General features: G+C 64.7%; 31 protein-coding genes, 1 tRNA gene, 1 other RNA gene and 1 pseudogene. 21 read left to right on the forward strand and 13 right to left on the reverse strand.

Translation table 11 applies throughout. The features are described from left to right. Positions 1–78: 78 nt before the first annotated feature. A complete protein-coding gene (locus LFT49_RS12080; protein WP_237428332.1) occupies positions 79–783 on the forward strand; it encodes a DNA alkylation repair protein in 705 nt (234 codons plus the stop codon). A 10-nt stretch (positions 784–793) separates the two neighbouring features. On the opposite strand, the gene mptB is transcribed toward LFT49_RS12080, so the two are convergent. Next, positions 794–2,350 (reverse strand): polyprenol phosphomannose-dependent alpha 1,6 mannosyltransferase MptB, encoded by a 1,557-nt coding sequence (gene mptB, locus LFT49_RS12085; RefSeq protein WP_237428333.1) that lies wholly within the window; start codon positions 2,348–2,350, stop codon positions 794–796. A 197-nt stretch (positions 2,351–2,547) separates the two neighbouring features. On the opposite strand from mptB, the gene orn reads away from it, so the two are divergent. From orn to def, 3 genes are all read left to right on the forward strand, one after another. Then, positions 2,548–3,135: an oligoribonuclease gene (orn, locus tag LFT49_RS12090; protein ID WP_236802877.1), complete on the forward strand. Its 588-nt coding sequence runs from the start codon at positions 2,548–2,550 to the stop codon at positions 3,133–3,135. 129 nt (positions 3,136–3,264) lie between these two features. Then, positions 3,265–3,337 (forward strand) — tRNA-His (locus tag LFT49_RS12095). A gap of 131 nt (positions 3,338–3,468) precedes the next feature. Beyond that, positions 3,469–4,041: a peptide deformylase gene (gene def / locus LFT49_RS12100; RefSeq protein ID WP_237428334.1), complete on the forward strand. Its 573-nt coding sequence runs from the start codon at positions 3,469–3,471 to the stop codon at positions 4,039–4,041. Between the two features lie 63 nt (positions 4,042–4,104). Here def and LFT49_RS12105 read toward each other — a convergent pair whose 3' ends face one another. The 5 genes from LFT49_RS12105 to rnpB all read right to left on the reverse strand — a co-directional run bounded on the left by LFT49_RS12105 (position 4,105) and on the right by rnpB (position 8,045). Further along, positions 4,105–4,920 carry an HNH endonuclease family protein gene (locus LFT49_RS12105; protein ID WP_237428335.1) on the reverse strand — a complete coding sequence of 272 codons (816 nt, stop codon included), beginning with the start codon at positions 4,918–4,920 and terminating at the stop codon, positions 4,105–4,107. A gap of 126 nt (positions 4,921–5,046) precedes the next feature. Then, on the reverse strand, positions 5,047–5,256 hold the full coding sequence (locus tag LFT49_RS12110; protein WP_236798628.1) for a hypothetical protein: 210 nt from the start codon (positions 5,254–5,256) through the stop codon (positions 5,047–5,049). Between the two features lie 74 nt (positions 5,257–5,330). Beyond that, the gene (locus LFT49_RS12115; protein WP_236798629.1) at positions 5,331–6,773 is read right to left on the reverse strand and encodes a glyceraldehyde-3-phosphate dehydrogenase; all 1,443 of its coding nucleotides are present in this window, start codon (positions 6,771–6,773) and stop codon (positions 5,331–5,333) included. 304 nt (positions 6,774–7,077) lie between these two features. Further along, positions 7,078–7,611, reverse strand: coding sequence for a TspO/MBR family protein (locus LFT49_RS12120; RefSeq protein ID WP_236798630.1), 534 nt, complete (start codon positions 7,609–7,611; stop codon positions 7,078–7,080). 45 nt (positions 7,612–7,656) lie between these two features. Next, an RNA gene (gene rnpB, locus LFT49_RS12125) (RNase P RNA component class A) lies at positions 7,657–8,045 on the reverse strand. 56 nt (positions 8,046–8,101) lie between these two features. Here rnpB and LFT49_RS12130 point away from each other — a divergent pair. Beyond that, positions 8,102–8,866 carry a YaaA family protein gene (locus tag LFT49_RS12130; RefSeq protein ID WP_237428336.1) on the forward strand — a complete coding sequence of 255 codons (765 nt, stop codon included), beginning with the start codon at positions 8,102–8,104 and terminating at the stop codon, positions 8,864–8,866. 39 nt (positions 8,867–8,905) lie between these two features. On the opposite strand, the gene LFT49_RS12135 is transcribed toward LFT49_RS12130, so the two are convergent. Beyond that, on the reverse strand, positions 8,906–9,643 hold the full coding sequence (locus LFT49_RS12135) for a zinc ribbon domain-containing protein (RefSeq protein ID WP_237428337.1): 738 nt from the start codon (positions 9,641–9,643) through the stop codon (positions 8,906–8,908). A gap of 90 nt (positions 9,644–9,733) precedes the next feature. After that, complete coding sequence (locus tag LFT49_RS12140) at positions 9,734–10,657, reverse strand: Nif3-like dinuclear metal center hexameric protein (RefSeq protein ID WP_237428338.1); 924 nt, start codon at positions 10,655–10,657, stop codon at positions 9,734–9,736. A 101-nt stretch (positions 10,658–10,758) separates the two neighbouring features. On the opposite strand from LFT49_RS12140, the gene msrA reads away from it, so the two are divergent. The 3 genes from msrA to epsC all read left to right on the forward strand — a co-directional run bounded on the left by msrA (position 10,759) and on the right by epsC (position 12,907). Beyond that, complete coding sequence (gene msrA / locus LFT49_RS12145) at positions 10,759–11,283, forward strand: peptide-methionine (S)-S-oxide reductase MsrA (protein ID WP_237428339.1); 525 nt, start codon at positions 10,759–10,761, stop codon at positions 11,281–11,283. Positions 11,284–11,347: 64 nt separating this feature from the next. Beyond that, positions 11,348–12,283, forward strand: a complete 936-nt coding sequence (cysK, locus tag LFT49_RS12150) for a cysteine synthase A (RefSeq protein WP_236798635.1) — start codon at positions 11,348–11,350, stop codon at positions 12,281–12,283. A gap of 39 nt (positions 12,284–12,322) precedes the next feature. Next, positions 12,323–12,907 (forward strand): serine O-acetyltransferase EpsC, encoded by a 585-nt coding sequence (gene epsC, locus LFT49_RS12155; RefSeq protein ID WP_142133583.1) that lies wholly within the window; start codon positions 12,323–12,325, stop codon positions 12,905–12,907. Between the two features lie 83 nt (positions 12,908–12,990). Here the strand turns inward: epsC and gndA are convergent, their stop codons facing one another. Further along, positions 12,991–14,427, reverse strand: a complete 1,437-nt coding sequence (gene gndA / locus LFT49_RS12160; RefSeq protein WP_237428340.1) for an NADP-dependent phosphogluconate dehydrogenase — start codon at positions 14,425–14,427, stop codon at positions 12,991–12,993. A gap of 256 nt (positions 14,428–14,683) precedes the next feature. On the opposite strand from gndA, the gene LFT49_RS12165 reads away from it, so the two are divergent. Then, positions 14,684–15,409 carry a FadR/GntR family transcriptional regulator gene (locus tag LFT49_RS12165; RefSeq protein WP_237428341.1) on the forward strand — a complete coding sequence of 242 codons (726 nt, stop codon included), beginning with the start codon at positions 14,684–14,686 and terminating at the stop codon, positions 15,407–15,409. 197 nt (positions 15,410–15,606) lie between these two features. On the opposite strand, the gene LFT49_RS12170 is transcribed toward LFT49_RS12165, so the two are convergent. The 4 genes from LFT49_RS12170 to LFT49_RS12185 form a co-directional block, all read right to left on the reverse strand. After that, entirely contained in the window at positions 15,607–15,897 is a 291-nt protein-coding gene (locus LFT49_RS12170; RefSeq protein ID WP_236798638.1) for a hypothetical protein, read from the reverse strand. Positions 15,898–16,071: 174 nt separating this feature from the next. Next, complete coding sequence (locus LFT49_RS12175) at positions 16,072–17,199, reverse strand: tyrosine-type recombinase/integrase (protein WP_237428342.1); 1,128 nt, start codon at positions 17,197–17,199, stop codon at positions 16,072–16,074. Beyond that, the gene (locus tag LFT49_RS12180; protein WP_237428343.1) at positions 17,186–17,482 is read right to left on the reverse strand and encodes a hypothetical protein; all 297 of its coding nucleotides are present in this window, start codon (positions 17,480–17,482) and stop codon (positions 17,186–17,188) included. The genes LFT49_RS12175 and LFT49_RS12180 overlap by 14 nt, the downstream gene beginning before the upstream one ends. A 116-nt stretch (positions 17,483–17,598) precedes the next feature. Beyond that, positions 17,599–17,970 carry a hypothetical protein gene (locus tag LFT49_RS12185; protein ID WP_237428344.1) on the reverse strand — a complete coding sequence of 124 codons (372 nt, stop codon included), beginning with the start codon at positions 17,968–17,970 and terminating at the stop codon, positions 17,599–17,601. 250 nt (positions 17,971–18,220) lie between these two features. Between LFT49_RS12185 and LFT49_RS12190 the strand changes: the two genes are divergently transcribed. The 12 genes and pseudogenes from LFT49_RS12190 to LFT49_RS22605 all read left to right on the forward strand — a co-directional run bounded on the left by LFT49_RS12190 (position 18,221) and on the right by LFT49_RS22605 (position 21,739). After that, positions 18,221–18,484: a helix-turn-helix domain-containing protein gene (locus tag LFT49_RS12190; RefSeq protein WP_237428345.1), complete on the forward strand. Its 264-nt coding sequence runs from the start codon at positions 18,221–18,223 to the stop codon at positions 18,482–18,484. A 98-nt stretch (positions 18,485–18,582) separates the two neighbouring features. After that, a pseudogene (locus LFT49_RS22740) lies at positions 18,583–18,711 on the forward strand (HNH endonuclease); the annotation flags it as partial. A gap of 39 nt (positions 18,712–18,750) precedes the next feature. Beyond that, complete coding sequence (locus LFT49_RS12195; RefSeq protein WP_237428346.1) at positions 18,751–18,987, forward strand: AP2 domain-containing protein; 237 nt, start codon at positions 18,751–18,753, stop codon at positions 18,985–18,987. Positions 18,988–19,246: 259 nt separating this feature from the next. Then, positions 19,247–19,402 (forward strand): hypothetical protein, encoded by a 156-nt coding sequence (locus LFT49_RS12200; protein WP_237428347.1) that lies wholly within the window; start codon positions 19,247–19,249, stop codon positions 19,400–19,402. Beyond that, positions 19,399–19,575: a hypothetical protein gene (locus tag LFT49_RS12205; protein WP_237428348.1), complete on the forward strand. Its 177-nt coding sequence runs from the start codon at positions 19,399–19,401 to the stop codon at positions 19,573–19,575. The genes LFT49_RS12200 and LFT49_RS12205 overlap by 4 nt, the downstream gene beginning before the upstream one ends. After that, on the forward strand, positions 19,572–20,033 hold the full coding sequence (locus tag LFT49_RS12210; RefSeq protein WP_237428349.1) for a hypothetical protein: 462 nt from the start codon (positions 19,572–19,574) through the stop codon (positions 20,031–20,033). Before LFT49_RS12205 ends, LFT49_RS12210 begins: the two co-directional genes overlap by 4 nt. Further along, positions 20,030–20,227, forward strand: a complete 198-nt coding sequence (locus LFT49_RS12215) for a helix-turn-helix transcriptional regulator (protein ID WP_237428350.1) — start codon at positions 20,030–20,032, stop codon at positions 20,225–20,227. The genes LFT49_RS12210 and LFT49_RS12215 overlap by 4 nt, the downstream gene beginning before the upstream one ends. A 41-nt stretch (positions 20,228–20,268) precedes the next feature. Then, positions 20,269–20,556: a DUF4326 domain-containing protein gene (locus tag LFT49_RS22745; protein ID WP_442863708.1), complete on the forward strand. Its 288-nt coding sequence runs from the start codon at positions 20,269–20,271 to the stop codon at positions 20,554–20,556. Then, positions 20,553–20,834 (forward strand): hypothetical protein, encoded by a 282-nt coding sequence (locus tag LFT49_RS12220; protein ID WP_237428351.1) that lies wholly within the window; start codon positions 20,553–20,555, stop codon positions 20,832–20,834. Before LFT49_RS22745 ends, LFT49_RS12220 begins: the two co-directional genes overlap by 4 nt. Continuing rightward, positions 20,827–21,141, forward strand: a complete 315-nt coding sequence (locus tag LFT49_RS12225; RefSeq protein ID WP_237428352.1) for a hypothetical protein — start codon at positions 20,827–20,829, stop codon at positions 21,139–21,141. Before LFT49_RS12220 ends, LFT49_RS12225 begins: the two co-directional genes overlap by 8 nt. 104 nt (positions 21,142–21,245) lie before the next feature. Next, a complete protein-coding gene (locus tag LFT49_RS12230) occupies positions 21,246–21,620 on the forward strand; it encodes a hypothetical protein (RefSeq protein ID WP_237428353.1) in 375 nt (124 codons plus the stop codon). Beyond that, on the forward strand, positions 21,617–21,739 hold the full coding sequence (locus LFT49_RS22605; protein WP_272912516.1) for a hypothetical protein: 123 nt from the start codon (positions 21,617–21,619) through the stop codon (positions 21,737–21,739). The genes LFT49_RS12230 and LFT49_RS22605 overlap by 4 nt, the downstream gene beginning before the upstream one ends. Positions 21,740–21,817: the final 78 nt, after the last annotated feature.

Genomic DNA, 21,817 nt, shown 5'->3' on the forward strand with positions numbered 1-21,817 from the left:
GGTTCCCTCTGCTTCCTACGTGTTAGCGCTCACCAGCGTACCGTACGCTGGCCGCCAATACTGGCTAAAGTGGCGCACATGGAAACGGCCGCTGACCAGGACCTCGTTGCCGCCGTCAGGGGTGGGCTCCGGGAGCTCGCCGATCCGGAACGGGCGGCAGGCGCCCAAGCGTACATGAAGTCCTCACTCCCCTGTTTGGGTGTGCGGGTTCCCGACGTGAGGCGCATCGCCGCACGGGCTGCCCGGGAGTTTCCACCGGCCTCTGCCGGGCAGCTGCGCACCACAGTCCTGGAGCTGTGGCGCAGCTCCACCTTCAGGGAGGAGCGCTACGCCGCTATTGACCTGACGGCACACCGAATGCTGGCCGGGGACCTGGCCATGCTGCCGGTCTACGAGGAAATCATCCGCACAGGCGCCTGGTGGGATTTCGCCGACGGAGTGTCCGGCCGGATCTGCACCCTGCTGCTGGCCCACCCCGCCGAGATGTCCAGGGTGCTCACCCAATGGAGCCGGGATCCGGACCTGTGGATCCGCAGGGCCGCCATCACCTCACAGTTGAGGGCCAAAGAGGCCACCGATCCAGAGCTGCTCGCCGCCGTCATTGAGCCGAACCTCTCAGACCGGGAGTTCTTCATCCGGAAGGCGATCGGCTGGGCGCTGCGCGAGTACGCCAAGACGGCGCCGGAGTGGGTGGAGGGATTCGTCATCCGGCACAGCGCGGAAATGAGCCCGCTGTCACGGAAGGAAGCCCTGCGCCGGCTGACGGCCGGCGTACAGCAGTAAGCGGAGGCTGCTAGATCACCGGGCGTTCGACGACGGGCCCGCGCGTCTTGCGGAACAGCCGGCGGGTGCCGGGGTCCCAGAAGATCAGGTACAGCGCAAACAGGAGGGCTGTGAGCGCCGCAGCCACGCGGGCCAGGGCCAGCGCGAAGCCCAGATCCTGGGTCTGGAGGTACGGGAAGACATCCAGCTGATCGGAAATGGCGTAGATCATGAAGAACGACACCACAAAGTACAGTGCCTTGACCTGCCAGTCGTTGCGGATGCCCGTCACGGCAAAGAGCGGAATCAGCCACACGACGTACCAGGACTGGATGATGGGGGCCAGCAGGACCACGGCGGCAAGGGAAAGCGTCAGGCGGCGCATCAGCCGGTCGTAATCCCCCTTGAAGATCTGCCAGGCGATGATGCCCACGGCAACCAGCTTCCCGGCGTCGAACACCCACCCAGCGGGCACCGACCCGTCAAAGCCAAGCGCACCGGCCAGCGACCCCACCACCATGCCGATCAAACCCACGGGGGCGTACCAGATGGAGATGCTGCCCGGGGCGGAAAGCCCGTTGATCCAGCCGAAGCCGAAACCGTTAACCAAGCTCATCGCGGTCAGCAGGACCAGGCTGAGGCCGGCCGTCATCGCCCAGAACGCCGCCTTCCGCAGCCACCCGGCATTCCTGCCCGCCCACAGCAGCCCGATGAACGGCAGGAAGACAATGGTGATGGGCTTCACTGCAATGGACAGGGTCACCAGCAGGATGCCTCTGAGCTGCCGCCGGGTGGCTGAGTAGTACAGTCCGGCCAGGGCCAGCCCGATCATCAGGGAGTCGTTATGGACACTGGCGATGAAGTTGGTCAGGAAGAGTGGGTTGGCTACGGTGAGCCAGAGGGCGCGGTGCGGGTTGATGCCGTGCAGTTCGGCCAGCCGGGGGACATAAATGACACACAGCACCACGCCGGCCAGTGCCACCAGCCGGAAGAGCATGACGCAGGCCTCCGGCTGGACATTGGTCACCCAGACGACGAACTGCTCGATCCACAGGAACAGCTGGCCATAGGGAACGGGCGCTTCGGTCCACATCTTGTCTGCGCCGAGCTGGAAGTAGTTGGACAGTGCGGAGATGCCGTTTTCATAAGGGTTGAACCCCTCCACCATCAGGCGGCCCTGCCCGATATAGGCGTAGACGTCGCGGCTGAACAGCGGCACGCTGAACATCATGGGCAGGCCCCAGGCCACCACTGCGGCCAGGGTTGCCCTCCGCGCCTCTCCGCCCCACACCCGGACCTTCTGGCCGAGCCGCAGCCACGCACGCACCAGAAGCATGCCACCCACAGCCACCAGGATGATGGACAGCGCGACACCGGGGGCTTCGGTGCGCATCCAGATGAAGAGGGGCATGCGGCGCAGTTCCGAGACGGGGGCCAGCCAGCCCACGCCGAAGGATCCGACCAGCATGAACATGGAGCCCACGAAACCGGCAATCAGGGGTGAGCGCGGATTGTCCACCTCGGCACTGCCGTCTCCGGCAATGCCGGCCGCCGCCATCTCCCCCGTTGCGGGCACAGGCGCCGTCATCTCAGGATCGTCCAATCTTCTTGTTTTTCCGCGGTTTGCCCGGCGGGTCATGCGGGCCGGGCCGGGACACGGTTCAGGGCCGAAGGGCGACCCGCCGCGTACCCGAAATCCTAGCATCGGCCGGGCGCCAGGAGGTGTAACGGTAGGCTGGTCCGGTGCCTATATCTAACGAACGAATCGTCTGGATCGACTGTGAAATGACCGGTCTGGACATCAAGAACGACGCCCTCATTGAGGTGGCAGCCCTGGTCACCGATTCGGAATTGAACATCCTGGGTGACGGCGTGGACGTGGTGATTAAGCCCGACGATGCCGCGGTGGCCCAGATGTCCGATTTTGTCCGGGACATGCATACCAAGTCCGGGCTGCTGGCGGAACTCCCGCACGGCAAGACGATGGCAGAAGCAGAAGCCGCCGTGATGGAGTACATCTCTGCCTGGGTTCCGGATCCGCGGAAAGCACCGCTGGGCGGCAACTCCGTGGGCACCGACAGGGTGTTTCTGTCACGTGACATGCCGGCCGTGGTGGAGCACCTGCACTACCGCGTGATCGACGTCAGCACCATCAAGGAGTTGTCGCGCCGCTGGTACGCCAGGGCCTACTTCCAGTCGCCGGCAAAAAAGGGCGGCCACCGCGCGCTTGGGGACATTAAGGATTCCATCGACGAACTGCGGTACTACCGCGAAGCGGTCTTCGTGCCCGCGCCCGGACCGGACAGTGCCACGGCCCAGAAGATCGCCCAGGGAATCGTCAACGGAGACGCCGCCGGGCAGCCCGCGGAGTAATCTGCGCCACGTTTTAATGATTTTTGCTCCAAATCGCAGAAAGTGGACAAAGCACCCCTTCCGAGCAGGTAAGCTATTTGAGTTGCGTTTCCGGGGAGCCGCTAAGGCGGAAATCCCCTGAGGCACATGGTGGGCGTAGCTCAGTTGGCAGAGCGCCTGGTTGTGGTCCAGGAGGTCGCGGGTTCAACCCCCGTCGCTCACCCTCACGGGGCGGCACATGCAGCCGTCAACAAAGGAGGCCGCACCGGATATCCGGTGCGGCCTCCTTTGTCGTGCCCCACCGGGGTACGTGCACTGCAGCCGGGGACACCGCGAAGCCGAAGGACTACTGAAATGACTGTTCTGCCGATCACCATCTGGGGCGAACCTGTCCTGCACCGGCGCGCCAGCGAGGTGGAGGTTTTCGACGACGAACTGCGGAGCCTGATAGCCGACATGTTCGAAACCAACGACGCCGCCAACGGCGTGGGCCTTGCAGCCCCGCAGATCGGTGTCGGCAAGCGGATCTTCGTGTACAAGTACGCCAACGACGACGGCGCTCCCCCAACAGGCGTGCTGGTGAATCCCGTCCTGACCCTGTCCAAGGTCTCCGGTGCCGCCCCCGACCCCGACGAGGAGGAAGAGGGCTGCTTGTCCTTCCCCGGCGAGCAGTATCCGCTCAAACGGGCAGAGTGGGCACGGGTGGAAGGCTTTGACGGGCACGGAAACCCGGTGAAGTTCGAGGCGACAGGCTGGTTCGCCAGGGTCATCCAGCACGAATACGACCACCTGGACGGCAAGCTCTACGTCAACCGCCTGATGGACCGCTATTCCCGAAAGGCCATGAAGCAGGCCAAGAAGAACGGATGGGGCGTGCCCGGACTGACGTGGATGCCGGGCGTGGATCCCGACCCGTTCGGCCACTGAGGCTTGAAAGCCCCGTTCCACTGACACGCGCAAAGGCCCAATGGCCCTTGGACAGCGCGTTGCTTATCGGGCAGTGACGGCCTGCTGCACCCTGATGGTTTGCTGCTGCGGGCAGGATGAGAGGGCACGTTTCATGGCGTCCTTTTCAGCTGCCGTCACCCAGAGGCCGTAAGCCGCCTTCACCGAGATTTGTCGCGCAACGTAATGGCATCGGATAGCAGTGTTTTTCGGCAGCCAGGTGGCTGCATCCCCTGCGCTCTTTTGCTGATTGGCAGCGCCGTCGGCGGCAATGAGGTTGAGGGGGTCGTTCGCCAGGCTTTGGCGTTCCTTCGGCCCCAGTCCCTGGGCTCCCTTTTGCCAGGCATCGCCGAGGGCCACCACATGGTCGATTTGGACGGCACGGCTGCTGTCGGAGCCGCGGCGGAAGTCCACATCCTGGCCTGTGTAGGGTTCACGGAAGTGCCCGGCCGTTACCTTGCACGTGGACCCCTCGGCGAAGACCACATCGGCAAGGTCCCTGCGCAGGATGTCGTTGCGGGTGTCGCAGCCATTACGGTCAACATCCAGCCAGGCCTGCCCGAAAGCCTCCCGGCTGTAACCAGTGTTGGGCGTCCGGCCCTTCACAGCGAGGCCCTCCAGCGCGGATGCGGCGGTCCCGGCAGGTACGGGGTTGGGCTCCTGTACCGGTTTCATCCACGCGGCGTCGAAGACCGGTGCCTCAGTTGGTCCCTGCGGTGCGGGTCCGGCCGCGGCGAACTGGCCGGCGGTGAAGAACCAAAAGAGCGCGGCCAGGATGCCGGCGGCCGCTGTGATGAGCAATGCCCAGGCCTGCCGGGAACGGCGGCGTGCGCGGCGGTAGGCAGACCAGCTGACGGTCACGGGGTGGACGGCGGAAGGGAATAGTCGGGCACCCCAGCGAGCTTAGGACAAAGAGCCCGTCCCGCCGTTGATATCCACACTGTTGGGGACGAGTGATGGGTCACACGGCGGGCGGTGAGTACTGGGCTACTGCTCCTTGGTGACCCTGCGGAGGTCTTCCTCGGCGATGGCCAGCAGTCCCTCGAGCTGGCGCACCCGCTCGTCGGAGACGTCGCCGGTCTTCTGGGCGGCGCGGGCACGCTCCAGCAGCCGGACGGCTTCCTTGTGGTTGGCCTTGGCTACGTCCAGGGCGTGTTCGAGGGTGGTTTCGTGCTGAAGTGTCGATTCGTTGTCCATGCCACCAGTGTGGTCCCGATTCCCGGCTGATTCCAGAGAACCAGCCGGGAATTCGCAGGACGACACCTAACTCGTTAGACAGCGATCGCGGCCAAGGCGGCGGCGCTTTCCTTGGCAGGGAACGAGGGCGGGTTGACCCCTGCCATTTCTTCCATGACCCGGACCACCTGGCAGCTGTAGCCGAACTCGTTGTCGTACCAGACGTAGAGGACCAGGTTCTTGTCCGTGGACACGGTGGCCAGGCCGTCCACGATGCCGGCGCGGCGTGAACCAACGAAGTCGGTGGAGACAACCTCGGGCGAGTCGATGTAGTCGATCTGCTTGCGCAGGTCAGAGTGCAGCGACATCTCGCGCAGGTAGTTGTTGATCTCGTCCTTGGTGGTGCCGTTCTCCAGGGTGAGGTTCAGGATGGCCAGGGACACGTCCGGGGTGGGAACGCGGATGGAACTGCCGGTGAGCTTGCCCAGGAGTTCGGGCAGGGCCTTGGCCACTGCCTTCGCGGCACCGGTTTCGGTGATGACCATGTTCAACGCTGCGGAACGGCCGCGGCGGTCGCCCTTGTGGAAGTTGTCGATCAGGTTCTGGTCGTTGGTGAACGAGTGGACGGTTTCGACGTGGCCATGGACCACGCCGAACTTGTCGTTGATGGCCTTCAGGACCGGCGTGATGGCGTTGGTGGTGCAGGACGCCGCGGAAACGATCTTGTCCGAATCGGTGATGTCCCGGTGGTTGATGCCGTGGACGATGTTCTTCAACTCACCCTTGCCGGGGGCCGTCAGCAGGACCCGGGCAACGCCCTTGCTCTGCAGGTGCTGGCCAAGCCCTTCGGCGTCGCGCCAGCGGCCGGTGTTGTCCACCACCAGGGCGTTGTTGATTCCGTAGGCCGTGTAGTCGATCGTGGCGGGGTCGTTCGAGTAGATGACCTGGATTCGGACGCCGTTGGCCGTGATGGTGTTGGCTTCCTCGTCGATCCGGATGGTTCCTTCAAAGGAGCCGTGGACGGAGTCCCGGCGCAGGAGGCTGGCGCGCTTGGAAAGGTCGTTGTCGGAGCCGCGGCGCACCACGATGGCGCGCAGCCGCAGGCCGTGCCCGCCGCCGGCCTTTTCGATGAGGAGCCGTGCCAGGAGCCGCCCGATGCGGCCAAAGCCGTAGAGCACGACGTCGGTGCTGGTGCGGTCGTCGGCACCACGCTTGCCTACGATCTCTGCCAGCTCGTCCCGCAGGAATTCTTCAAGGGTGGCGCCGTTGCCTTCTTCCTTGAACTTCTGGTTCAGCCGCGCGATGTCGATCGCGGCGGCGCCCAGCTCGAGTTCGGCCAGGGTGTTCAGCAGGGGTGCGGTCTCCTCCAGGAGCAGTTCGTCCTTGGCCATCCGGCGCGCAAAGCGGTGTGCCTTGAGGATGTTCATGGTGGACTTGTTGATCAGGCTCCGTCCGTGGATGCTGGTCACCACGTTGTTTTCGCGGTACAGCCTGCCGATGACCGGGATCATGGCCTCGGCAAGGGCCTCCCGGCCCATCCACGTATCAAGACAAGAATCAGACGTCTGGCTCACAGAAATACCTTCCTCGGTTCAGCCGTGTACGTCCTCGTACACAGATGTTGGCCACCTGATGATATCCAGGGGCACCGGCACCTGCAGGGATGACCCCCGGGCGCCTGGATCGCGTGCAAAGAAAAACCGCCGGCTGCGAACGCAACTTTCGGCGGTAGAACTCCTGCGTCCGGGTTCCATTCTAATTTGGCGCGCCCCGGGGAACACGCTTGCACTGCGTGAAATCACTCACACAGGCCCGGCCCGCCCGCAAGGCTGCAGCTGCGCCTCAGTTGTGGATGGCCGAATACAGGTTGAGGCTGGCGGAAAACACCAGCCAGGAAAAGTACGGCAGCACGAGGTATCCGGCGGCGGCGTCCACCGGTCCGAACCTCAGGACGAGGAACCCCAGGGTTGCGGTGAGGGCACAGATGACCGCGAAGGCAGACCACAGGGCCACCTCTCCGAGCATTGGGTACAGGGCAAAGAAGGTCACCGGCCACGCGGTGTTGAGCAGCAGCTGAAGTGCGTAGCCGACAAGGGCGCCTCCGGTGAGTCCGCCCTTGCGCCAGACCAGCCAGGCGGCAGCGGCCACACCCGCATACAGCGCCATCCAGGTGGTCCGGAACATCCACGACGGCGGCATCCACGGGGCCTTCAGTGACGTTGCGTACCAGCCGTTGGAGTTGAGGACGATCGGAAGGGAGGCGAGGACGCAGGCCAGGGCGGAAAGGCCCAGGAAACCGGCGAGCGCCACACCTTGTGAACGGGCGCCGGGAATGCCCGCGGCAGGTGCGGGGCGGGATTCAGGAATTACGGGCACGGTTCAGCATCCCCGACACGTTGCCCGTGGTCAAACACGGGTTTGCGGATGGGACAGCCGGTACGCCGGGTTCTGTTCTCCCCCTCCGTTACCGGATGTGGGAGCGACGGCCATCCATCTACGAGTGCCGTTGCCGGCACCCTCCAGCGGCCTACCCGGACACTCGGGCGGGCAGCCCTCGAACGTGTCCTGTCTGGCCTTGCTCCGGGTGGGGTTTACCTAGCCTTCCCGGTCACCCGGGAAGCTGGTGGTCTCTTACACCACCGTTTCACCCTTACCTGCTCTCCCCGGCCGGAACCGGAAATGCGGGCGGTCTGTTTTCTGTGGCACTGGCCTGCGGGTTACCCCGAGTGGGCGTTACCCACCACCCTGCCCTGCGGAGCCCGGACGTTCCTCGAGCCACTTGCGTAGCGCGCGGCCGTCTGGCTGTCCCATCCGCGTCCAGTCTACCGGCGCGGCCGGCCGCTTTCGTCGCCGGTAGGATCGGACGGTGCTGATTCTGCTTCCCCCTTCCGAAGGCAAGACGCCCGCCCTGCGTGGTTCCGCCATCGACTGGTCCGCCCTGGGTTTCCCGGAGCTCAACCCATACCGCGCCAAGGTCCTTGAGGCATTGGGAACTGTCAGCGCACACCAGGACGCCCTCGCCATGCTGGGCGTGGGTGCGTCGTTGCGTGGCGACGTCGAACGCAACACGCGCCTGCACGCCGAACCGGCGGCGCCGGCACACAGCATCTACTCCGGCGTCCTCTACGACGCGCTGGGTTACCGGACACTGACGTCGGCCCAGCGCCGCAAGGCCGATGAATCGGTCCTGGTGATCTCGGCGCTGTGGGGGGCCCTGCGCTTTTCCGACAGCGTTCCCGCCTACCGCCTGTCCATGGGGACGGCCTTGCCCGACGTCGGCCGGCTGGCTTCGTTCTGGAAGGGGCAGCTCACCGATACTTTGGGCGCCGCAGCCCAGGGGCACCTGCTGGTCGACTGCAGGTCCAGCACCTATGCCGCTGCCTGGGCGCCGCCGCCCGAACAAACGGTCTCCGTGAACGTCTTGACCGAGACCGGCGGGGTCCGCAAGGTGGTAAGCCACTTCGCCAAGCACACCCGCGGGGAACTGGCGCGGCACCTGCTGGTACGCCGCGGAAAAGCCCCCGCCGCGCCGTCGGACCTCTTGAAGGCCGCCCGCGAAAAGTGGGATGCAGAACTCGTGCCGGGCACCGCCCGCAAGCCGCACGCCCTCAACATCATCCTGGCCGGCTGATCTGTCGGGTTGATGAAGCAGGGCTAGGCCGCCGGGCGCTCAGGACCACTCGTCGGAGCGGACCAGGATGGCGCCGGAGTCCGGGCAAAAGACGATCTCGTCGGCAGCTGCGGCCTTGATCTCGGCGAGGTCGCCGGGGCTGAGCTTCATGCCGGAGGCTTCCGAGGTGCCGTGGAAGAGCCGTGCCGCGCCCACTCCGCGCTTGGCCAGGGTCTTTTCGTAGACCGCCAGCATGGCCGCGTCCAGGCCGGCGGCGAATTCGGCGCGCTGGGAGCGCAGCCCTGCGGCTTCAGTTTCCACCTCGGCCAGGGCACCATCAAGTTCGGCCCGGATGGTGCCGAAGGAGCCCTTGATGTCATCGACGATCTGCTGCTGGGCCGCCTGGCGTTCCCGCAGCGATTCGAGCCGCTCCATGACTTCCAGTTCCGCATCTTCCAGGTCCGAGCGGCGCTTGTTCAGGGAAGCGATGTCCTTTTGCAGGGCCACCAGGTCCTTGGAAAGGCCGGTACCGCTGTTGAGCCGGGCCTCGTCGCGTTCGATGCGCGAGGCAACCTGTTCGACGTCGGCCTCGGCCCTCTTCAACTCGGCCTCGGCGTCGTGCACGGCCACCTTGGCCGCACCCAGTTCACCGTTCGCTACGGACAGTGCGGCCTCAAGGTCTTTGATGCGGGGATCGTTTTCCAGCGTCCGGCGGCGGTTGGCGAGGCCCTTCAGCCTTGCATCAAGGCCCTGCAGTTCGAGCAACTTCAACTGTTCCGCCGGTGCTGCCTTGGCCACTGTTACCTCCGCTAGATTCCTTCCGGCCGGGGCCGGGCACCGTACCGGCGCTTCCTAGACTCTAGCGCCTGGCCTGCTCCCCCGCCTCGCTTAGCCGGGAGTCAGGATGAAGTCCCAGGGATCGGTGTTGGTGGTGCTGACCCGGAGCTCCACCTCATGACCTTGGTCAGCCAGGACGTTGCCCAAGGCTGCTGCCGCGGCAGGCAGCCAGAGCCACTCACTGGCAAAATGCGAGACATCCACCAGGTAGGGCCGGCCGTTGAGGGCAGCCTCGCGCGCCTCCGATGCCGGGTGGTGGCGAAGGTCGGCAGTGACGTAGACGTCGGCGTTGCTGGCCCGTACTTCAGCGAACAGCGAGTCCCCTGCACCTCCGCACACCGCGATGCGCCGCACCAGTCCGTCCTTGTCTCCGGAGACGCGCACTCCCCCGGCAACGGACGGAAGAATCCCGTACACGCGCGCCGCGAAGTCACCCAGGCTCATGGCTTCAGCCAGGTCGCCCACCCGCCCAATGCCTTCCTCCGGCAAGCCGTTGGCGGCAGTGGTGAGCGGGGCCGCGTCCTGGAGCCCCAAGGCGTCGGCCAGGACATCGGAAACACCTCCGACGGCGGAGTCCCCATTGGTGTGCACGGTCAGCAGTGCCGTGCCCGACTCGATGAGCCGGTGGACAGCCCGGCCCTTGGCCGACGTGGCGGCCACCGACGTGACGGCCTTCAGCAGCAGCGGATGGTGGGTGATCAGCAGTTCGGCGCCCCACTCAACGGCTTCCTCGATGACCTCGAGCGTGGGGTCGACCGCGAACATCACCTTGGATACGGGCGCGGACGGGTGCCCTGCCACCAGCCCAACCTCATCCCATCCCTCCGCCAGGGACTCCGGCCACAGTTCCTCCACCGCGAGGAGCAGTTCGGCCAGGGTGGGAGCCTCCGCGGAACCGGCCGGAGCCGGCGTGTCGGAGGAGGCTTTGCCGTCGTGATCTGCCTTGCCGGTAACGTCGGTGTCCTCAGGTTGCATAGTCTTAGTTTTACCCCATCGGCTTCGGGCCGCCGCAGTTTGCGCCGGGCGCGCTGCAGGGTGCCGGGAATGATCCGGCGCCGCCAACCATTGAAGAGGTCATGAAAACTTTTGTTCTGGGCGGAGGCTGCTTCTGGTGCCTTGACGCCGTCTACCAGAAGACCAGGGGCGTGACCTCGGTGGTATCGGGCTACACCGGCGGCCACGATCCCGAGCCCGACTATTACTCTGTCTGCAGCGGCACCACCGGGCACGCCGAGGTTGTGGCGGTGACTTTTGATGAGGAGGTCATCCCTGCCGAAGTCGTCCTGGACATGTTCTTTGCCCTGCATGACCCCACCACCCTGAACCGCCAGGGATACGACGTGGGCACCCAGTACCGTTCCTCGATGTTTTACGAAACCGACGAGGAGAAGGTCCTGTTCGAGGAAGCGATTGACCGCAACCAGGCGCTGTGGTCCCACCCGATCGTCACGGAAGTCAGCCGCCTGCCCCGTTTCCACGTGGCGGAGGAATTCCACCAGGATTACTACGCCAAACACCCGGACCAGGGATACTGCCAGGTGATCATCAACCCTAAGCTGGCCAAGGCGCGGAAATATTACTCTGCATGGCTTAACGCTTAGCCACCGTTACACGGCCTCGTTAGGCTGACCTCAGTATCCACCCCTTAGAGATAGGCGTATGTACATGGCACGGATCTATGACGATGTGACGCAACTGGTCGGCGGGACCCCGCTGGTCCGGTTGAACCGGCTCAGCGAGGGGCTGGACGCCACCGTTGCCGTGAAGCTGGAGTTCTACAACCCGGCCAACAGCGTCAAGGACCGCATCGGTGTTGCCATCATCGACGCCGCTGAAAAGTCGGGCGCCCTGAAGCCCGGTGGCACCATCGTCGAAGGCACCTCGGGCAACACGGGCATCGCCCTTGCCATGGTGGGTGCTGCCCGCGGCTACAAGGTCATCCTGACCATGCCAGAGACCATGTCCACCGAACGCCGGGTCATGCTGCGCGCCTTCGGTGCCGAGATCGTCCTGACCCCGGGTTCCGAGGGCATGCGCGGTGCCGTGGAAAAGGCCCAGGAAATCGTCGCCAACACCGAGAACTCCATCTGGGCGCAGCAGTTCGCCAACGAAGCCAACCCGGAGATCCACCGCAAGACCACCGCTGAGGAGGTCTGGGCCGATACCGACGGCGCCGTGGACATCTTCGTTGCCGGCATCGGCACCGGCGGAACCATCACCGGCGTCGGCCAGGTGCTGAAGGAGCGCAAGCCCGGCGTACAGATCGTGGCCGTGGAACCGAAGGACTCCGCCATCCTGAACGGCGGCGCCCCCGGCCCGCACAAGATCCAGGGCCTGGGCGCCAACTTCATCCCCGAACTGCTGGACACCAACGTCTACGACGAGGTCCTGGATGCCACGCTGGAAGATTCCGTCCGCGTGGCCCGCGACCTGGGCATCAAGGAGGGCATCCTGGGTGGCATCTCCTCCGGTGCCATCGTCTGGGGTGCGCTGGAACTGGCCAAGCGTCCCGAGAACGCGGGCAAGCTGATCGTGGCGGTCGTATGTGACTTCGGTGAGCGTTACATCTCCACCGTGCTCTATGACGACATCCGCGGCTGATCAGTCCGCTGTCCGCCCGTTTCCTGTAGAAAGAACTTTGTGGGCTTTTTCGCAAGACTGAAGGAAGACCTCGACGCCGCCCGGTCCCATGACCCGGCGGCTCGAGGTTCTTTTGAGAACTTTTTCGCCTATTCCGGCCTGCACGCCATCTGGATCCACCGGCTGACCCACCGCATGTGGCAGAACCCCGCCCTGCGTTTCCCGGCGCGGCTCCTGTCGCAGCTGGGGCGCTCCTGGACCGGTATCGAGATCCATCCCGGCGCCACGATCGGCCGGCGGTTCTTCATTGACCACGGCATGGGCGTGGTGATTGGTGAGACCGCCGAGATCGGCGAGGACGTGATGATCTACCACGGAGTGACGCTCGGCGGGCGCTCCCTGGCCAGGATCAAGCGGCACCCCACCATCGGCGACCGGGTCACCATCGGGGCCGGAGCCAAGGTCCTGGGGCCAATCACCATCGGCCGCGACAGTGCCATAGGCGCCAACGCAGTGGTGGTCAAGGACGCGCCGCCGGAATCGATCGTCACCGGGGTTCCCGCCAAGTGGCGGCACCGGGATGCGCAGCGGGAAACCAAGCCCGCGGTTGATCCGGCCGAGTACGACATCGAATACCGCATTTGATCCAATAGCAGGTACAGCAAGAGGCGGGCAGTTCCACCGGGAAACCGGGGAACTGCCCGCCTCTTGCTGTACGGCGGCAGTTGCTAGTGCGTGTCCACCGCTTCAACTTCGGACTTGTCTTCGCCCCACAGGGTGTGGAAGGTGCCTTCGGTGTCGATGCGTCCGTACGTGTGTGCACCGAACAGGTCGCGCTGGCCCTGGATCAGGGCGGCGGCTACGCGCTTGCGGCGCAGACCGTCGTAGTAGGCCAGCGATGAGGAGAACACCGGCACCGGAATGCCGAGCTGGACGGCGGTGGCAACGACGCGGCGCCAGGCCGGCAGGGCGTCGGCGATGGCCTTGGTGAACGCCGGGCCGAACAGCAGGTTTGCAGGCTTCTCGTCAGCGGCATAGGCCTTGGTGATGTCCTTGAGCAGCTCGGCCCGGATGATGCAGCCTGCGCGCCACAGGGAGGCGATTTCGTCAAGCTTCAGGTCCCAGCCGTATTCCTTGGCAGCGGAGGTCAGCATGTCCAGCCCCTGGGCGTAGGAGACCAGCTTGGAGGCGTAGAGGGCCTGGCGGACGTCCTCAACGAACGTCTCGGGGATCTCGACGGTTGCCTCGTTGCCGGCCAGCAGTTCCTGGCCCAGCTTGCGCTGTGCGGCCTGGGAGGAGAGGGCGCGGGCGAAAACCGATTCGGCGATGCCGGACACCGGCGAGCCAAGTTCCAGCGCGGAGATAACGGTCCAGCGGCCGGTGCCCTTCTGGCCTGCGGCATCAACGACGACGTCGACGAACGGCTTGCCGGTCTTGGCGTCAACGTGGCCCAGGACCTCGGCAGAGATCTCGATCAGGAAGGAGGACAGCTCGCCCTTGTTCCACTCGGAGAAGATCTTCGCCTGCTCCGCGGGCTCGATGCCTGCGCCGGAACGGAGCAGGTCGAAGGCTTCGCCGATGACCTGCATGTCGGCGTACTCGATGCCGTTGTGGACCATCTTGACGAAGTGCCCCGCACCGTCGGTGCCGATCCAGGCGCAGCAGGGCTCGCCGTCGACCTTTGCGGAGATCTTCTCCAGCAGCGGGCCAAGGGCCTTGTAGGACTCCTTGGAGCCGCCGGGCATGATGGACGGGCCGTTCAGGGCGCCTTCCTCGCCGCCGGAGACACCGACGCCCACGAAGTGCAGGTCCTTCTTGGCCAGCGCCGCTTCCCGGCGGCGCGTGTCCTCGTAGTGGGAGTTGCCGGCGTCGATGATGATGTCGCCCGGCTCCAGCAGCGGCTCCAACTGCTCGATGACGGAGTCCACGGGCTTGCCGGCCTTCACCATGATGAGCACGCGGCGCGGCTTCTCCAGGGAATCAACCAGTTCCTGCAGGGTTTCAGTCCGGATGAAGTCACCCTCTGAACCGTGCTTTTCCAGCAGCGCGTCCGTCTTCTCCACGGACCTGTTGTGCAGGGCAACCGTGAATCCGTTGCGGGCCAGGTTGCGCGCCAGGTTGGCGCCCATGACGGCGAGGCCGGTGACACCGATGTGTGCAGACATCAATAACTCCAATTCATTGTTCGCCTCGGCTGCCGGCTTCCGCAGGCGGGAAGTCACCGGGGCAGATCAGGGGGTCGGAATAAAGCATATATATTCTGGCGGTGACGCGAAAGTAACGTCCGCGTCATGGAACCCGTTGTGTGTCGTTGCCAGTCTAGGACGACTGCCCGGGACCCACCCCGCTCCCTTCCCAGACGCCCGGCCTGCACAGTTCCCGGCTGCAAACGCGGGGTTTCCAACAACTAGGCTTAGCAGCATGACCAGCAGCCTCCACCACCGTGCCATCGAAAACCTGGGCACCCGGATTATCTCGGGGGACCTCCCTGCCGGCCACGTCATGCTCGCCGAGCAGCTTGAGGATGAACTGAAGGTTTCCCGTTCGGTAATCCGGGAAGCAGTCAGGGTTTTGCAGTCGCTGGGGCTGGTGGAGACCACCAAGAGGGTGGGCATCCGGGTACTGCCGGCAAGCCGCTGGAATCCCTTCGACCCGCAGGTAATCCGGTGGCGGCTGGCCAGCGATGCCCGCGGCGCGCAGCTGCGCTCCCTTGCCGAACTGCGGGCCGCGGTGGAGCCGGCGGCTGCCGAACTGGCAGCACAGAACGCCCCGGCCCCGTTGCGGATGGAGCTCGTGGATGTTGCCCATGCCATGCGGGAGGCCGGCAACAACGGGGAAGTTTCCCGCTTCCTGGAATTGGATATCCGGTTCCACTCGCTGCTGCTCTCGGGTTCGGGTAACGAGATGTTCGCCAACCTCATGGGCCAGGTGGCCGAAACCCTGACCGGCCGTACTGTCCACGGACTGATGCCGGACCACCCGCACAAGGCAGCCCTGCAGTGGCATGAGGACGTGGCGGAGGCGATAGCCAGGGGTGACGCCGAAGCTGCCCGTGAAGCGTCCGACCGGATCATGCGGCGCACTATGTCCCAAATGGCCGATACCTGGACGGAGCAGCCACGGGTGTTCATCCCCGTCCGGCAATAAGCGGTACCCACTGTCGCAGCCAAAGCTCCGCCCAAAGCCATGGGCGCCATGCCCAAGTGACAGTCATGAAATGCGGACAGCTTTTTGTTTCCGGCAGTTCACGGTATATTCATCCCAAGCCCTCCCCCGCGGCATCCCCCAATAGTCGCGGTGGAGGGTTTTCCAATGCCCGCGACCGGCCGGCGGCGAGCGGCTCCTCAGGCCGCCCCTGCTGCGGATTCCCTCAGCCGCCACCCGCCTCCCAGGCCGTCGCGCTGCAGGTACATGGTGGCCAGGGCCGACTTGGCGTTGTTTCCCAGCCTGACCTGCAGCTGAAGGACCTCCACGTCCACTCCGCCGCTGCCCTTTGGCATCCGGCGGCTGGTTTCCCACCAGTTGATGCGCTCGAACCATCTGACTGGCTCGGCACCCACGGCCCATTCCCTGCCCCTGCTCAGCACCGCCGTCGGCATCCCGTCGCTGTCTGTGTGCACTATGACGTGTTCCATTGCTGCAACCTATGGCAAGGGTCAGACAATCGGCCTACAGGAGGACCGGCAAGAAAAAACCCCGCTGCCTTCGCCGGGTCGGCGGGCAACGGGGTTTTGCTGGTGGGTCCTACCGGGATCGAACCGATGACATCCACGGTGTAAACGTCCAGATAAACCCCGGAACGGCGCGGCCTATACAGCCCTCAGGGAGGTTCTAGGGAGGTTCAGAATCCCAGAGTCAGAGATCAGGGAGTCCATCCGCGCCGCGACATCGGACAGTTCCTGGTCGAACAGGCCCGCGTAGACGTCAAGGGTGATCTTCGCGGAGGCGTGCCCCAGCATCCGCTGGACGGACTTCACGGAGGCCCCGGCGTGGATGGACAGGGACGCGGCCGTGTGCCGCAGGTCGTGGACCCACAGGTCCAGCGGCAGACCCGCAGCCTCCACCGCCTTGTCATAGGTTCTGGATTTGAAGTTGTTCGACCGCATCCACTTCCCCCGCGGGGTTGGGAACACGAGTGCGTCCCTGGTGGTCAGGTGGGGTTGGATGCGGTCGAGCATGAACCCGGTCAGCGGCACGTCCCGGGACTCCCCGTTCTTCGGCGGCCCCACCACCATGCGGCCTTTGACGTCGGTCACGGCCCGGGCGACCCGGATCCGTTTCCGGCGGAGGTCCACGTCCTTGGTGCGGAGCTCGGCGGCTTCCCCGAACCGGAGACCTGTGGTGGCGAGGAACCACACCAGGTCCCGGTAGTGGGCGTCGATCGCGTCGGCCAGGGCCCGGACTTCGGGGATGGTGAGGTAGATGTGCTCCCGCTTGTTCCCGGCCGGGAGGTTCACGCCCTTGGCGGGTGAGGTGACCAGCCGGCCTTCCTCCACGCACCAGTTCAGGAAGGACCGGAACCGGCCGTAGATGGTGTCTACGGTCCGGGCGGCTTTCCCCATCCCGGTCACCCAGGCTTGGACGTCGGCGCGGGTGATGTCGGCCAGGATCCGGTTCCCCCAGTACGGTGCGATGGTGGCGCGGACGTCGGACTCGGTGGCTGCCATTGTGGAGGGGGCGAGGTGGGCTTGGGCGTTTACCCAGTCCGGCAGGAGTTCCTTGACGTAGACGCGGCCCCGGTCCTGGTTGACGTAGGTCCCGGAGCGTTGGTTGTGCTCCACCCAGGTCAGGTGCGCTTTGGCGGCGTCCTTGGTGGCGAAGGACTTCTTCCGCTCATCCCCACCTTCGGACCAGACGGCGAGCCAGCGGAGCCCTTTTCCGTACAGTGGGGTGCGGGTGCGGTCTTTCCGGGTCCACCGGTCCTCAACCCTGGCCATTGCAGCCGCCCGTGCTTCCGGTCAGGCGGGCCATGATCAGCCACTCATCCGGGTCCAGTGAGGCGATGTAGTTGCACACGTCAGACGCCGTCACATTCAACAGTTCGGCCAGGTGGTCCAGGTCGCGGGAGACGCGGCGGGCTGTGAGGAACGCCCTCGGTGTGATGAGCCGGCGGGCGGCCCATTTCTTGGCGTCCTCGCACCCGGTCGGGCACTCGGTGCCGTAGAAGGTGTGGGCGCGGGTGTGCATGGCCTGTGAGACGGTGTTGATGGTGGTGAGCATGTGCGGTCTTTCCCCAGTGAAGTACCCGCCAGTTGAGCGGGCAGATTCAGGATAAGACCAGTTCCCTAAAGTTCCATAACCGGCATATATGAGTCGGGTATTGTCGGGGGTGCTTGTTAGGCTGGGAAGGCCCCCGCTATACCCCTGGATTTGTGACGTAAACGATATGCAAGCTCGCCAATAAGTTCCTCATTCGTGAGGAGGCCGGCGCGGGTGACGGGGCGTGTTTTGTCTTCCTCTTCGGCGGACAGGTCGAGCCAGGTCGCTTCGCCGTTTCCTTCGCGCATGTACTCGGCGGTGATGGACTCTGCCGGGATGATTTCGTGGTGGTCGAGGACCTCCTTGATGACTCCTTGCCGCCAGCCTAGAGCCTTTTCCACCTTGGATTGTGTGGTGTCCCAGGGGGCGCGTTCGCCTTTTTCGAGGGACCGCAGGGTTTTGAGGTCCACCTCGGCATGTTTGGCGAAGGGTTGTTGTGCGAGGTCCATGGCGAGGCGTCCTTTTCGGACGAGGTCGCCTATTCGTGTGAGTGCTTCTGTGTATTCCACGTGCTAAGAATCGCTGACTTTGTTTGAGGAAACAAGCGGCGCTTTCCGGGCAACTCTTCCCAACATTCGGCAAGTAAGTGGACTTTCGAAAGTATGTTCGAAAACTACTTGGTTGTGGTTCTGGAAGTATTCCCGGGTTGTTCCCGGCTCTTACTTGCATAGTTCCCTAGTGTTCCGTAATATTCCCTATATGACTACTACGAAGAAACGGGGCCCACGCCCCCGCCACAACGACCCCGACCCTGCCGCCACCGGAGAGAACCTCCGCGCCGTCCGCCTCGCCCGCGGCATCACCCAAGCCGAGCTCGCCCAAGCCCTTGGTTTCACCACCCATGTGGGGGTGACGCACATCGAGACCGGTTACCGGGGGATGACGGATAAGCGCCTGAATGAGGCCGCCGCCTACCTCGGTGTAGCACCGTCTGTGATCCGCGCCCCGAAGGCCGCCCGATGACCGGGCGGATACAAGCCGGGGACCTTGCTATCTACCCGGATGCCTTCTGGGGGCGAATCAACAAGACCCCAACGTGCTGGATTTGGACAGGCGGAAGGATGCGGTTCGGGCACGGCAGCATCAACGGACTGCGCAACGGTAAGAAAACGGCTTCAACCGCCCACCGAGTTTCGTATGCGCTGCACTACGGAGACATCCCGGCAGGGTTGGTCATTGACCACATATGCCATAACCCCCCGTGCGTAAATCCCGAACACCTCCGGGCTGTGACCAACAAGCAGAACGGCGAGAACCGTGGCGGCCTTGACCGGGATAACAAGTCAGGGTTCCGCGGCGTGACATGGGACAGAGACCGCAGGAAGTGGCGCGGCAGCGTCTACCACTCCGGCCATTCAATCTACGTCGGCATCTTTGACCGCCTGGAGGATGCCGCTGCATCCGTCAGCGCCAAACGAAACGAACTGTTCACCCATAACGACCTCGACAGGAGGGCGGCAGTATGAGCCAAGCAATAGCGCTGACTGATCTCGATTGGGAATCTGATGCTCGTGAGGCGCTGGAGAAGGTAGCGCAGATGGGGCGGCCCTTTGACGCCTATGACCTTACGCAACAGGCAGACCTGCGTGAGCCCCCATCATCTGCGATGTGGGGATCCCTTTTTAGGCAGGCCGCCGCTGACGGGGTGATCCGGTGGGTTGGTGCGCGGAAGTCGCGCCGGCCTCAGCGCCGTGGCTCCCTGGTGAGCGTCTGGCGGGCCGCAGCGTGACCCCGGATGAGCGGGACAAGCTCCTGGACCTGCACCGCAAGGCCATCCACACTCAGTGCGCCTACGACTTCGGCAACGCCACGGATCGCGCCATGAACAAAGCGGACGACGAGTTCCGCGACTACCTATTCAGCTTGGAGGTGTCGGCATGAAGCCGATCAAGGTTTACCAGTGCAAGCAGGACTGCTGTGTGGTCCGTGTCCCGTCCCGTAGGTTCTGGTATGTGCGGACGCCGCAGGGCCGGGAGACGTTCAGCAGCTACCGTGACGCGGTGTTCTACGCCGGGTACGAGGCCACGCAGCTCCCCCAGGAGGTGACCGCGTGACGTTCCCGGAGATGGGGCTTTCGGCGCAGGCCATCGCAGGCGGCGGCCGAGATCACCCACATGACCCGTCCGACCTCCGCCGCTGCATGAACTACTGCAACTTCCGGGGGATCAGCACGGAGCAGTTGCGCGAGCGCATGACCGGCCGATCCACCCAATGGGACCGGCTGCTGCCGGAGTGGGACAACCTGACGGCCCTCCTGCGGCATGAGATGGATACCCGCACGGACGGCAATGCGCCCGCCACCTACCAAGAGATGAAGCGCGTTCTCGCTGCCGGTATTGCCTGCACGGACTGTGGCGGCACGGGGCGCGGTATCGAGTGCCCCAAGTGCAAGGGCACCGGGCGCCGCAGCAGGGGACGCTGCAGGGCCGCCAACTGCTACCGGGGCGCGGACTTCTGCCCCTCCTGCAGTGGACGCGGTCACCACGTCATCCGCCAGGCGGTGACGGTATGACCGCGCTGACCGGGGATGCCCGGGTGAAGGACGTGGCCGAATACCTGTCGATGCACCCGGAGACGGTCCGCACCATGGCACGCTCCGGAGATTTCCCGAACGCGTACAAGACGAACGGGCGGACGTCGCCTATCCGGATCCCGTGGGCTGATGTTGAGGCGTGGCGGGCCAAGCAGCCAAGGGCCAACCGATGAGCCCGGTACGTGTCCAGCGGAAGCGGACCAAGGGCTGGCGGATGCCAGAGAACACCGTGAGCGTGTGCCGTCCGGGTAGGTGGGGCAACCCGTTCTCCATCGGCAGCACGGGCTGGATTCCGGTGGATGACTCCGGCGTGTGGAGTAAGGAACCGCATGAGCCGTTGACGCGGGAGCAGGCAGTTGAGTGCTTCCGTTTCTGCGCTGAGTTTGATGCCCGTGAACGGCCGGAGGTTTTCGCGCCGCTCCGGGGTAAGAATTTGGCCTGCTTCTGCCGACTGGATGAGCCTTGCCACGCGGATGTCCTGCTGGAGGTGGCGAACCGATGAGCCGGCCACTGGAACTCACCGTGTACCCGAAGCTGGAGCGTCCTCTGTACGGGCATCAGATCGAGGGCTATCGGCAGCAGGTCAAAGCAGAGAGCGCCCTGAAGGAATCCAAGCGCCTGACAGACGCGGAACTCGCAGCCGAGTGGCAACAGGAGCAGCGGCACATGGCCGTCGCAGTGATTTGCGGGCAACCGGATGCGCTCACCAAGGCGCGGAGGGCGGACACTCTCCACCGTTTCGCCACACTCCCCCATTATGACGAGCCCGGTCATGACTGACCTGTTCCCTGCTGTGCGTCAGGCGATCAACGACGCTGAGGGTGCGGCCCACTCCCCCGATGAACTCCTGGACGTGCAAGCCCGTGCCGCGATTGAGGCCATGGTGCGTTCGGGGTGGGTGGAGCAGGCGGGGTGGGAGTACGCGGCCCGGTCCGGGGACGTGACGCTCTCCTGCGGGTTCCACACACACGCCGGGGCGGTGCGGGACGCGGAGGAGCAGGGCCTGACGGGGTTTGTGATTGAGCGTCGGCCGATCGGCGTTTGGGAACTTTCCGAAGATTCTTCCCCAAACACCCATTCCGACTAGTAACTTTCGGGAACAACTGGTAAGTTTATTCCCATCAGCAAAGGAGTCCGGCAGCGCGAACTACCGGACCCCCACCCACCGCTAACCAGTCAAAGGAACTAGCAATGGACTCCCTCGATTTTACCCACAGCTACCTGTTCGACAAGGACCTCGCCGCGAACATCGTCCACACCGAAGCGAAACGCTTCCACGCCGAGCTTCCCATCGGCGGCTACACCGAAGCCGAACTGCAAGACCTCGCCCGCAAACTCTCCTGGATCCTCGCCAAGGACATCAACCCCGCCGACCTGGACACCATCGTCATGTACGTGGGTGAACTCGCCAGCATCGACGCCGGCACCCACGAGGAACTGGACGTGAACCAGTCCGGGACGATCGACAACCGTACCGAACTCCGCGACCGGATCACGGCCCTCCTGTTCGAGGAAATCACGTTCATGGTCGTGGGCGTCCGCACCCGTTGGGAGCTGGCAGCATGAGCCGCCGTATCCGCCTGACACGCCGCGGGGAACTGGTGTTCGGTTCCCTCGCCGGGGCCGTCTACGTCTTCACCATCGTCCTCTGCTTCGCCGTCCTTGGCGACTTCCTGGGGATGTGACCGTGGGCTGCTACTGCCGGGGCGCCGGGATATGCGCGAACTGCGGAGAACACACCTGTACCGACTGCACCTGTGACG

Origin of the sequence: Arthrobacter sp. FW306-06-A, from assembly GCF_021870055.1 — a bacterium.
Taxonomy (GTDB): domain Bacteria; phylum Actinomycetota; class Actinomycetes; order Actinomycetales; family Micrococcaceae; genus Arthrobacter.